This window comes from Dysgonomonas sp. UBA7710 (assembly GCF_002482385.1).
Classification (GTDB): Bacteria; Bacteroidota; Bacteroidia; order Bacteroidales; family Dysgonomonadaceae; genus Dysgonomonas.
This window is the reverse complement of record NZ_DLFW01000049.1, coordinates 108,860-121,623: the sequence shown is the minus strand read 5'-3', so window position 1 is coordinate 121,623 and position 12,764 is coordinate 108,860. Positions and strand designations below refer to the sequence as shown.

The 12,764-nt window shown below is 40.0% G+C and carries 6 protein-coding genes; 3 read left to right on the top strand and 3 right to left on the bottom strand.

Annotation, left to right across the window (positions count from 1 at the left end; all coding sequences use genetic code 11):
* Positions 1 to 107: 107 nt before the first annotated feature.
* The 3 genes from B3317_RS17915 to B3317_RS17905 are packed head-to-tail and all read right to left on the bottom strand — an operon-like array spanning position 108 to position 3,742.
* On the bottom strand, positions 108 to 983 hold the full coding sequence (locus tag B3317_RS17915; RefSeq protein WP_291114427.1) for a TolB family protein: 876 nt from the start codon (positions 981 to 983) through the stop codon (positions 108 to 110).
* 34 nt (positions 984 to 1,017) lie between these two features.
* Positions 1,018 to 1,263: a hypothetical protein gene (locus tag B3317_RS17910; RefSeq protein ID WP_291114424.1), complete on the bottom strand. Its 246-nt coding sequence runs from the start codon at positions 1,261 to 1,263 to the stop codon at positions 1,018 to 1,020.
* Positions 1,264 to 1,279: 16 nt separating this feature from the next.
* Positions 1,280 to 3,742 (bottom strand): endonuclease MutS2, encoded by a 2,463-nt coding sequence (locus B3317_RS17905; RefSeq protein ID WP_291114420.1) that lies wholly within the window; start codon positions 3,740 to 3,742, stop codon positions 1,280 to 1,282.
* A 1,314-nt stretch (positions 3,743 to 5,056) separates the two neighbouring features.
* On the opposite strand from B3317_RS17905, the gene feoB reads away from it, so the two are divergent.
* The 3 genes from feoB (at position 5,057) to B3317_RS17890 (ending at position 12,759) form a co-directional block, all read left to right on the top strand.
* Entirely contained in the window at positions 5,057 to 7,546 is a 2,490-nt protein-coding gene (gene feoB, locus B3317_RS17900; protein ID WP_291114417.1) for a ferrous iron transport protein B, read from the top strand.
* Positions 7,547 to 8,033: 487 nt separating this feature from the next.
* Positions 8,034 to 11,231, top strand: a complete 3,198-nt coding sequence (locus B3317_RS17895; RefSeq protein ID WP_291114414.1) for a SusC/RagA family TonB-linked outer membrane protein — start codon at positions 8,034 to 8,036, stop codon at positions 11,229 to 11,231.
* A 22-nt stretch (positions 11,232 to 11,253) separates the two neighbouring features.
* Positions 11,254 to 12,759 carry a SusD/RagB family nutrient-binding outer membrane lipoprotein gene (locus B3317_RS17890; RefSeq protein WP_291114411.1) on the top strand — a complete coding sequence of 502 codons (1,506 nt, stop codon included), beginning with the start codon at positions 11,254 to 11,256 and terminating at the stop codon, positions 12,757 to 12,759.
* Positions 12,760 to 12,764: the final 5 nt, after the last annotated feature.

The window sequence follows — 12,764 nt, the reverse complement described above, 5'->3', positions numbered from 1 at the left end:
CGCTGATATGATAAATGTACTCAGAGAGAGGGAAGTGCATTTGATCTGAGAATAGATAGAGTTAGGAAGCATAGAATAAAGTACATGCTTCCTATTCTCTGCAAATCTTATTCTTCTATACTGAAACTGACAAAGGCAAAGCGTTTGCTGTCCGGCGCCCATGAGTTTACATTAAAGGTACCCTGTCCGCCGAATAATTTGATTAAGGTCTGTGGTTCACCTCCCGTTGCAGGGACCATCCGTATTTCTACATGTTTATAGCGGAGATGTTCGTGTGGTTCGAGATCCCCTTTCCGGTATGCGATGTATACGACATTCTTACCATCCGGAGACATGTGTGGGAACCAGGAGTTGCGATCTTCATCGAATGTTATCTGTGTTTGCTCGCTACCATCGATTTTCATCCGCCATATCTGCATCAACCCGGTATGCATGGAGTTGAACCAGATATATTCGCCATCGGGAGAATATTCGGGTCCGTCATTTAGTCCTTCCGAAGTTGTAAGGCGGGTTTCATTGGTTCCGTCAATGGAAATTGTATATACATCCATTTCTCCGTTGCGGTTGGCACAATAGGTAAGCATCTTTCCATCCGGACTCCATCCGTGCATATAGCTTGGCAGGGAGGGGGTTACCTGTTTCGGCTCTCCACCCTCGCCCGGTAATACGAATATTGTGGGGCGTCCGTCCGGTAATGAGCGATGGCTAATTGCCATTAATTTCCCGTCCGGTGACATCAGATGGTCGTTGTTGCATCTTGTGGCGAAGCCTGTATCAATTAATTCCGGCTCTCCGGAAGAATTTACCGGGAGTTTATATATCAGACCTTCACTGTTATATATCAGGTATTTGCCATCAGGAGTCCAGTCAGGAGCTTCTATGAGGTAAGGAAACTCTTTCACGATGGTTCGTTCGCCTGTAGTAACATCATATATCTCAAGGATACTGGTTACTTTGGATAGCTCGGTTTGTTGTGGCTGCATAATGTTATGGTTAGGTATTCTTTCTGATAGATAATTATTCCAGGTACAATAGCTTTATTGCAAGATAGCAAAGGACAATTAACATAGCGTATATTATCGGCGTAGTAATAACTGTGGCTATCGCTATATGAAGTTTGTTTGGCTTCTCTGGTCTTGCTCTTTTCTTAAATATACGCCAACAGATAAACCATACGGGTATGGCAATGACAAGTAATGCTATTATGACGCCGGAGCCAAAGCCTAAAGAAAATCCGCCGTAAGGGTCGATATTTATATTCATAGTTCAGATGTTTGTTTTAGTTAAGGTCTACAACAGTAATACCTGTACCTCCGAATTGTACATGCTCATCCTGATAGTTGTGAACTCCCGGTACTGTACGCAGGTAGTCCCGTATGATTTGCCGCAGCGCCCCTGTGCCTGTACCGTGCAGAATACGTACGCGGGATACGCCTACAAGTATGGCGTCATCAATGAAATACATAACGGCCTGCAAGGCTTCGTCGCCACGCATGCCGCGTACGTCTATATCCTGTTTGAAGTTGAGTTTCTTCTCGCGCATATCGTCACTTACGGCAGCGCTGACCAGTGTACTCTTCGAATCGCGTTTGACCTGATTCTTACTTACATATTCCAATGTATCCAGTTTGGCTGTCGATTTTATCATCCCGAAAGCTACCGTTGCACTTCCTCTTTGTATATCGAGTACCTGTCCTATGGATGTTTGCCCTTTTATACGGACATTGTCGCCAATCGCAATTGTTTGTACTTTAGGCTTTTCCGAAACCTTATCTTTCTGCTTCTTGTTTTTCTCCTTGTCTTTTAGTTTCTGTATTTTACGGGTAATCTTATCGTCGGAAAAGTTATCTTCATTGTCCAGCACCGATTTGAATTCACTCAAAACTTGCCGCGCTTGTTTCGTTTTCTCTTTATCGGCTTGTGATTCACGAATCGTACGGATAGTATTCTCGATTCTGGCATTTGCCTCTGACATTATGCGTTCGGCATCGGCTTTTGCCTGGCGGATGATTTCTTTTCGCTGCTTTTCTACAGCCAGCAGGTCGGTTTCGTAGGTCTCGGTAACTTCTTCGAGCCGTTTTTCCTTTTGACGGATGCTTTGCCGCTTGGTTTCCCAATAACGCCTGTCACGAACGATATCTTGCAGGTATTTATCCATGTTGATATAATCACTGCCTACGATTTCCGAGGCATCGGCAATTACATCTTCAGGTAATCCTATCTTGCGGGCTATCTCTATGGCAAACGAACTCCCCGGATTTCCGATAGACAGGGTAAACAGAGGCTGCATCAGATGGCGGTCGTATAACATAGCCCCATTTATGACCCCTTTGTTCTCATTGGCAAAGTGTTTCAGATTCTGATAGTGTGTGGTAATTACTCCGAAAGCTCCCCTCTCATTGAAACGCTTCAATAGGGATTCTGCAATCGCCCCGCCTATCTGGGGTTCGGTACCTCCGCCAAATTCGTCAATGAGCAGGATGGTCTTTTTATCACAGTTCCTGACAAAGAACTTCATATTAGTCAGATGCGAACTGTATGTACTCAGATCGTTTTCGATAGATTGTTCGTCGCCTATATCTATAAATATACGGTCGAATATCCCGACTTTGGAATTTTCATCCAGAGGAATCGGTAAACCGCATTGTACCATATACTGAAGCAATCCGACCGTTTTCAGACAAACGGATTTTCCTCCGGCATTCGGCCCTGAAATTATCAGCAGGCGGTTGTCTTCTTCCAGTTCTATATCGAGCGGTACTATTTGTTTATTCTGCTTACGGTGCGAGAGAAACAATAGCGGATGTTTTGCCCTGTACCAGCGTATCAATTGTTTATCTTCGATAGATGGCCTGATGGCATTCAGCTCGATAGAGAATGTAGCTTTTGCCCGGATGAAATCGATCATAGCCAGAAATTCATACGATTGCAGTATCTCGGGAACCAGTGGACGTAGAATGTCGGAAAAAGCAATGAGTATTTTAATTATCTCGCGTCTTTCTTCGCTTTCCAGCTCACGTATCCGGTTGTTTGCTTCCACTACCTCTGCCGGTTCTATAAAGACCGTTTTGCCCGAAGCGGATTCGTCATGCACTATGCCTTTGATTTTGCGTTTAAAGGCTGGGGCGACAGGGATAACCAGCCGTCCGTCGCGCATGGTAGGTGTGACATCCTTTTCTACCAGGCCTTCACTTTGTGCCAGGCGTAATATCGCGTTGAGACTTTTGGATATGCCTCCTGCTATATGGGCCATATCTTTCCGTATGCGGCTCAATTCCGGCGAAGCATTGTCTTTTATGCGTCCGAACTTGTCGAGGATGTTGTCTATTTTACTTATCAGTTGAGGAAATACTACCACTTCCCCTGCTAATGTATATAGATGAGGGTAGGGGGTATTTTCTCCGTCTTCTTTTTTCAGAAAACTTACAATATCGCGAATTGTCTGCAAGGAACGTCTTAAATCGAATAATGCACTTTCGTCTATCCACGTACCTTCTACTTTGATGTTTCGCAGCGACGGGCGTACGTCAAGGAAATAATTTGTTGGGAAATCATCCTCTTCCTGTGTGATATGGATAAATTCTTCTGTCTGGGAGAGGCTTTCTGTAATAAGTGCATAATCGGAAGAAAAAGTCATGTCTTCTACTTTTTCCTCTCCTAACGGACTCAGGCATCTTGCCGTGAGTAATTGCCGTATTTTGTCAAATCCTATTTTCGATTCGAAATTCTCTGGATATATCACGTTGTGTTCATTTAGAAAGCAAAGATAGGAATTTTAGTTATAAGTTATAAGCTATTAACTTTAGGTATAAGGCACGAAAATTGGCAGCTATAATTATTAGCTATATTTACGTTTATTAACTATGTATGGTTAAAACCTGACACATCTGACAGTTTTTTCATTGTTTGCATCTTATGAATTTCACATTCATTAACCATATATAGTTAAAAAGTAACAAAGGTAACACATATCAGTTAACAGTTAACAGTTAGCAGTTAACAACCGGTAAGATGTAAAACCTTTGCGTCTCTGCGTCTTTGCGTGAAACAAAATATTTACAGTCATCAGTTAACAACTTGTATCTCGTGTCTTGTCTACTCGTAACTTCCCCAAAAGGTAACAAAGGTTACATATATATCAGTTAACAGCAAGCAGTAAACAACTGGTAAGATGTAAAAACTTTGCACCTTTGCGCCTTTGCGTGAAACAAAACAGGGTGCCAGCCAACTCGTAACTATTTCAAAAAAGTTACAAAAGTTACACTTTTTCCACTATTTTTTATCTGTTATTTTCTCTCCTCAAAGCCAAGGCCGGGGGATCGAGGGGGCCTATCAATATTTCAAAGAGCTATGAGCTGACAGCTAAAGCTACCGAGTCTAATTATATAGATAAACTTTTTCAAAAAGATTAAATTCCGTGCGTTTGGCCTAAATTATATCTTGTAAAATTTGCAGAATAAAAACAAAATTGTAATTTTACCGCTGGAAGGAAGGTGAATGAGGCGTTGAATTATTATATTCCTCATCCCTGCGGAAATGTTTTTACTTAACTTGTTTATTGATTTTACAGACAACCTTAGCTATTAATTTGCCCCGATAAAAGAAATATTATTTTTGCAAAATTACAGAAGATTACTACAGTATTTATCCACGTAAGTAGCAATTATTATGATGATTAAATTTGAATTAAGTTGTTTGTATCATTAGAAGGATTTTGATATAACTCATATATACAAAACCAATGCGGCAGAGATACAATCGGATATATTGGGCATTTATTACTCCGACGATGGTTTTCTATTATAAAAATATAGGTTCATACTTTTGCTTGTGAAAGTGGATTTGTGAGATCTGACCATTGAAGTACAACCTCTAATGCATTGGTTTTTTTATGTGTTTAAAATAACCTTGAAAGAAGTATCTCTTTTTTAATATATCCGGAAATAAAACATGATTCTTTTTTATATTCATTCTAAATAATGCACTTAAAAGTTCTTTGTATCTGACAAAAAATACCCATCTTTGTAGCTCTATTATTAAATGAAAGATTGTTGGTATGCTTTTATCAGACCTGAAGACAGGAGAGAAAGGTGTTATTGTGCGCGTTAATGGTAGCGGGGCCTTTCGTAAGCGCATCATGGAGATGGGCTTTATTAAAGGGAAAACCATTAAAGTCATCCTGAATGCTCCATTAAAAGATCCGATTAAATATAAAATTATGGATTATGAAGTTTCCCTTCGCCGTAGCGAAGCGGGGCTTATTGAAGTAATTTATCCCGAAATAAATAAAAAGCAAGAGATTCTATCTTCTGAATCCTCTTTCAATAACGATTTATCCCAAGAGGAATCTTCAATAGAAGAACATTCTCCTAAAAATAAGAATAATCAGATTAATAAGAAGGTTATAACCGTAGCCTTAGTTGGTAATCCTAATGCGGGAAAAACATCCTTGTTTAATGTTGCATCAGGTGCGCATGAACATGTCGGTAATTACGGGGGAGTAACAGTCGATTCGAAGGAAGGGCGGTTTAAACATGGTGGTTATATATTCAAAATAGTGGATTTACCCGGGACATATTCCTTGTCGGCTTATACTCCGGAAGAACTTTTTGTTAGACGCCATATTGTGGAAGATAAGCCTGATGTTATAATTAATATTGTGGCCGCCTCCAATCTGGAAAGAAATTTGTATCTGACAACCGAGTTGATAGATATGGAAGTTCCTGTTGTTATCGCATTGAATATGTACGATGAGCTGAAAGAGAGCGGAAGTGAATTTAACTACGGGAAGTTGTCCAAGATGATCGGTATTCCTATGGTTCCGACGGTGGCAAAAACCGGAGTGGGAATAAACGATCTGTTCGATACGGTCATACGGATGTATGAGGAGAAAGAGCCGACAGTGCGCCGGGTACATATATCTTATGGTAATATAACAGAGAACTCAATAAGCAGGCTTAATATAAAATTTGAAAAGGATAAATCTGTTCAACTCGTATTTCCCCGTCGTTATATTTCGATAAAATTACTCGAAAAGGATAAGGATATTGAATCTTATGTATCTACCCTTTCGAATGGCAAAGATTTACTTGCGACAAGGGACGCTGAAATAAAATATATTGAAGAAACATTAAAGGAAGATACGGAATCAGCTCTGACAAATGCCCGTTATGGCTTTATAGCCGGAGGGTTGAAAGAAACGCTGAAGGAAAAAACGAATGAGTCGGATCGTACGCGTGTTATCGATTCTATTGTTACAAATAAATATCTGGGATTCCCCATATTTTTCTTCTTCATGTGGGTTATGTTTGAATGTACTTTCCGTTTGGGCGGATATCCTATGGAGTGGATTGAGAACGGGGTTGCGGTGTTGGGCGATTTTATCCGGGGAACGATGCCTGAGGGCATGCTCAAAGATTTGATTGTAGATGGTATTATAGGAGGGGTAGGGGGCGTAATCGTCTTTCTTCCTAATATATTAATATTGTATGCTTTTATTTCTTTTATGGAAGATTCGGGCTATATGGCCAGAGCTGCTTTCATAATGGATAAGGTGATGCACAAGATGGGATTACACGGAAAATCCTTTATCCCTTTAGTTATGGGTTTCGGTTGTAATGTGCCGGCTATTCTGGCTACACGTACGATTGAAAGCCGTAATAGCCGTATGATAACGATGCTTATCAATCCATTTATGTCTTGTAGCGCCCGATTACCTGTTTATCTGCTTTTTGTCGGGGTGTTTTTCAAGCCTTATGCAAGTTTTGTTCTTTTCGGACTTTATTTTATAGGTATATTGATAGCTGTGGTATCGGCCCGGCTGTTTAAGAAATTCCTGTTTCCGAAAGAAGATACGCCGTTTGTAATGGAATTGCCACCATATCGGATGCCGACATTGCGTGCTGTATCTATTCATATGTGGGATAAATCACGGCAGTATCTGAGAAAAATGGGAGGTGTTATTTTAGTTGCATCCATTATTATCTGGTTTTTGGGGTATTTTCCCCGCGATAAAGAACGTGAAGTACTGTTTGATAATCAGATATCCAAGGTAGAGGCCCAATTCGACAGCAATGAAATAAATGATGATAAGAAGACGGAACTAATAGAAGCGGTTGAAGATCAGCGTAATATTGCACATCAGGAAGAATCTTATATTGGCCGTATTGGAAAGACCATAGAGCCGTTGATGCGCCCTTTAGGCTTTGATTGGAAGATAAGTGTGAGCTTGCTTTCCGGTATGGCTGCCAAAGAGGTGGTTGTGAGTACTCTGGGTGTTTTATATACAGGTGACTCTGAAAATCAGGAATCTCTGGAGGCCCGCCTTGTCAGCGATACTCAGGCCGACGGAGCTCCGACCTTTACACCATTGGTAATTGTCAGTTTGTTACTTTTTGTGTTGATTTACTTTCCATGTGTCGCAACTATCGCTGCGATAAAGGAAGAATCCGGATCATGGAAGTGGGGTATTTTTAGTATCATTTATACTACTTTGTTAGCTTGGGTAATCTCATTTTTAGTCTATCAGATTGGAAATATGTTGTAAATTTCATTTTTTTGATTCTAATTTGATGCTTAATATCTGTATTTTACTAATATAGTATTAAGAAAGTATGAATATAAGTTTCTCTTTCATATTTATTCAGAAATAGGAGTGAAAAGTGTTAAAATGCATTTTTCGTTAGCCGTGAAGAACCACATTTTCAGAGTGTATTTGCCGTTGTGCCTTTTTATTTCTTTCAAAATAACATATATTTAACTAAAATGTAGCAATTGTCCTCAGTTTTTATATTTGTTTGACTTTGAATGCTTTCATATTGTTATATTTTATATAAATTAATCCAGAATTTTTTTTTTCGTGAAAATTGTCTAAATTTGCATATCAAAAAGCAAACTGATGCTAAAAAGCCCAATATGGTATTAAATTGTTAAATTGATATAAGATTAGAAGAGTTGCTTTTATTTTGAATAACAAGTGTTTGTATGTGATTGGGTTTGTATGTTGTTTTAATTTTTAATAAAGTAGTGTTTGTATGAAGAAAAGAGTGATGTTAATTCTATCCTGCTTATTTCTAAGCTTAGGATTTATCGTAGCACAAACGACAAAAATCTCCGGTACTGTTGTCGACAGTAATGGAGAACCTGTTATTAGTGCTTCGGTAGTAGTGAAGGGGACAACTGTTGGTACCGTTACAGACGTAGACGGTAAGTTTTCCATAAATGTACCTGAAGGAAGGAATACTTTGGTGTTTACATTGGTGGGAATGAAAACAGCCGAATTGAGGATGTCTCAGGATATGAGAGTTGTAATGGAGAATGATGAGCATCTGTTGCAGGATGTTGTTGTTACGGCTTTAGGAGTTGCAAGAGATAAAAAAACGCTTGGATATTCGGTATCCTCAATCAAGGGTGATGATATTGCCAATTCGAAAGTGCTTAATCCGATGTCTGCCCTTCAAGGTAAAGTTTCAGGAGTAGAGGTTTCTTCATCTGGGACCCCGGGGGGAACACAAAATGTAACTATCCGTGGATTCAACTCTTTTGGAAATAACCAGCCTTTGTATGTCGTGGATGGTATTCCTCTGACGAATAAGCAGAATCAGTCAGGAAGTATTTCCGGAGGTGTAAATACACTGAATAGCCAGGCCGATTTTGGTTCCGGTATTAATGCACTGAATCCAAATGACATTGAGAGTATAACCGTATTGAAAGGTTCTGCAGCATCAGCTTTGTATGGTTCACGTGCAGCCCAGGGGGTTATCATGATTACGACTAAATCGGGTAAGGATACCAATGGGAAACTAAAAGTAGAATATAACGGCGGGATAACCATTCAGCAAATCGGACGTCTGCCAGATGAACAAACAATGTTTGGACAAGGTTGGAGCGGTGACCGTGCATTGGATGAAAACGGAAACTGGGGTGCGCGCTTCGATGGAAAAGACAGAGTCTGGGGTAATGTCGTAGACAATAGCCAGAAATTAAAACCTTATAACTATCTGAAAGATCGTATCCGTGATTTCTATGATCTGGGTTTCGGTTATGAAAACTCACTTTCATTGAGTGGAGGTACAGCACAGACCCTCTACCATCTATCAGTATCACAGAACTATCTGGACGGTCCGATTCCAACCAATACCGACTCATACAATCGCTTTACAGTTGCTTCGAATGCATCCCACAAAGCGAACAAGTTGCTGATTAGTTCTTCGTTTAATGCCAGCGTAGAAAAGAATCGGGTGTCAGCAACCGGACAAAATAATTCAATATATCGTTCATTGAATGAAATTGCTACCGATATTTCCATTGTTGATCTGAAAGATTATAATGATAAATTTAATAATCTGGATAACTATTTTACTCCATACGGTTTGAATCCGTATTTTGTATTAAGTGCTAAGGAAGCATTACAGAGAAAGTATAAATTTTTCGGAAAAGTACAACTGGATTATAATTTATTAAGTAACCTCAAACTGACTTACAGGTTTGGTGGCGATTATGAAACAGCTACAGCCGAGATGCATTCCGATGCGGTTGCTTTCACTCCGGGCTCTACTAATGCCGTAAGGAAAGGACCGTCAGATCCGGGAAGCTACTCACAAGATAAAAGAGATTACCTTCAGGTGAATCACGATTATTTTGCTACATTTAATGATAGATTTGGTGATTTTTCAATGAATGTAATTGCCGGAGGAAATGCGAACGAACAAAAAATGACTCGTCTTTATGGTTCAATTTCTTCTATCGATATTCCTGGTTTTTATCATTTATCCAATACACTTACTCCGGCGGTTGCAGAACAACGCAGCGATCGTTACCGGATATTGGGTGCATACGTTAATGCGGATTTCGGATATCAGGATTATCTTTATCTGACGCTTACTGCTCGTAACGACTGGTCTTCAGCCTTACCTAAGAAGAATAATTCATTCTTTTATCCGGCGGCTATGTTGAGTTTTATCGTTACCGATTTTATGAAGCAGAAAGACATCAATACTGGTCCGCTTGATTTTGTTAAAACCAGATTGTCTTATGGTCGGACTGGTAAGGACACAGATGCTTATTGGGTTTATAGCCGGTTTGTTTCCGGAACAGTAATTAATCCGGGCTACCCAAGTGTTGATGATCTGAAATTCCCTCTTGGAGGAGTCAATGCTTATACGATTTCCAATACAGCAGGAAATCCAAATTTGAAACCTGAGTTGACAGATGAATTTGAGGTCGGATTTGAAAGTTCTTTCTTCAACCAACGTATAAGCCTCGACTTTTCATATTACAATAAATTAACAAAAGGATTGATCGCTACATTGCCGATGGACCCGTTAACCGGTTACACAGCTCAAAGGGCCAACCTGGGAGATGTCCGCAATAGCGGTATCGAATTATCCCTTTCATTGGTTCCTGTAAAAACGAGAGATTTTCGGTGGGATATCATGTACAACTTTACCAAAAACAATAATAAGGTAGAAAGTCTGGATGTTCCGGAAGTTAACTTAGGAGGATTCGGCGGACTGGGTATTTATGCTGTAGAAGGCAAGTCGCTTGGGCAGTTCAAAAGCCAAAAGGCTATGACTGTAAATTATAATGGTGTAGAAAGTACAGTCGTCGATGGAGCCGGAAATCCTCAGCCAACTGCTGATGATGTTTATTTGGATAAGGATATTAACGAAAAATTCCGTATGGGATTGACAAATACCTTTACATGGAAAGACTTTACATTGTCAGCTACATTGGATTACCGTTACGGGGGATATATTTTCTCCTATACCAAAGATTACATGCATTGGGTAGGTAGTGGTCCTGAAACAGTTTATAACGACAGAAATCCATTTATTGTGCCAAACTCGGTAGTGCAAAGCGGAACAGATGCTAACGGAAACCCTGTTTATGTAGAGAATACGACTCCTGTCAATCCGACAGCTTTCCATACATTCTACAGCAACGGCGGATTCCAGTATACCGATCATGCAGTAATTGACCGTTCGTACCTGAAACTTCGTAATGTAAGCCTGGCTTATCAATTACCAAAAAAGATCTGTGAAATGCTTAGAGTTTCTTCTTTACGCCTTTCTGCAACAGCATCTAATATCCTGTTATGGACTCCGAAAGAAAATATGTATATTGATCCGGAAATAACTACCTGGGGTAGCGATATTAGTTCGAAAGTCGGAGAATTCGCATCTACGCCTCCATACCAATCGTATGTGTTCGGACTACAACTTTCATTTTAAAAGCGATTAAACAGTAAAGAATATGAAAAGAAAATTATTAATTATATTATCCGTTATCTTCTTATTGTTCACAAACGGATGTAGCAATTATTTAGATATCAATCACGACCCGAACGCGTTAGCGGAAGTTCCGGAGGTGAAAGTATTGCTGCCGGCCGCGCAAATGGGGATCGCTAATAACCTGATGGGTTGGGATTTCGGTTTTGGCGGAGGTTTTTGGGTAGAATACTGGACACAGGCCTACACGGCGTCTCAATTCAAATCATTGTGCGAATATTTACCACAAGAGTTCAATACATCTTATCAGTCTTTGGCTAGTCAGCCACTGCCCGATTTGGAATATATTAAGGCGGATACCAGAGTGGGTAGCAACAGAGGATATTATTTCGTTGCTGAAGCTTTATCAATCTTTACATGGCAAGTTATTACCGATGTATGGGGTGATATGCCTTATTCCGAAGCTTTAAAAGGGGCGGAAGGCCTTTTGCATCCTAAGCAGGACAAGCAAGAAGATATATATGCTGATTTATTAAAGAGAGTAGATAATCTGCTGACAGTTGATTTAAGCGGGTCTTCCATTGACGGAACTTACGATTATATATATAAAGGTGATTTGGATAAATGGTATCAATTTGCCAGTGCATTAAAATTGAAGTTAATGATACGCCTGTCTGAAACATCGCAATACGACAATGTAAAGACCTTGAGCTTTATTCAAAGTGCAGATCTGCTAACATCAAGCGCGAAGATTCCGGGAACTATATGGGATGATACCATGGAAGGCAAACGCCATCCGATGCGCGAATTTGAGCAAGGTGGTGCTAGCTACTTTTCCACAAATGTAATTGCTTGTAAGACATTTTTTGATTATTTAAGTACAAATGAGGATCCTCGTTTAAGTAAATTGTTTTCAGGAACTAAAGCTGCATTCTTCGGTGATTTTGACTCCAAACAGGACTCTGACGGGAATGGGACTACAGATGATAAGGAAACATATGCAACCGTTGTATTCAGTGCCAATATGGATCTGATGTTGATGTCTGACTGGGAAGTATATTTTTATATGGCCGAAGTTTATGCCCGTGCCGGCTCTGCCCAAGCCAAGGACTTTTATGAAGCCGGAGTAAAGGCTTCGCTGACTCAACATGGCATTACTGATTTCAAGATAGTGGAAACAGGCTATGCTAAATGGACCGGTGGTAATACAGAAGCCCAGATAAAACAAATAGCCATGCAAAAATGGGTAGCTAATTGTAACTATCAGCATCTGGAATCGTTCCTGGAACGTAACCGTACTAAATATCCTTCTGTAAGCGAAATCGATATTGCTGCTGACAGGCAAGGTGCATGGATTAATTTTCCTACAGGTAATCTGACAATCTCGGTGAGAGGAAGAGCTTTGCTGAATGGTAATTTACCGGCTTCTCCTTTGTATCCTTCATCTTATAGGGACAGAAATAATAATGCCCCTTCACAGAAGCCAAATGTAGGAGAAAAAGTGTGGTGGAATCAAAAACAAGGTAAGTAATTGTA

Coding starts and splice junctions, on each gene's coding strand:
- B3317_RS17915 (WP_291114427.1), bottom strand. CDS start 983: ATGCAGCCACAACAAACCGAGCTATCCAAAGTAACCAGTATCCTTGAG.
- B3317_RS17910 (WP_291114424.1), bottom strand. CDS start 1,263: ATGAATATAAATATCGACCCTTACGGCGGATTTTCTTTAGGCTTTGGC.
- feoB (WP_291114417.1), top strand. CDS start 5,057: ATGCTTTTATCAGACCTGAAGACAGGAGAGAAAGGTGTTATTGTGCGC.
- B3317_RS17895 (WP_291114414.1), top strand. CDS start 8,034: ATGAAGAAAAGAGTGATGTTAATTCTATCCTGCTTATTTCTAAGCTTA.
- B3317_RS17890 (WP_291114411.1), top strand. CDS start 11,254: ATGAAAAGAAAATTATTAATTATATTATCCGTTATCTTCTTATTGTTC.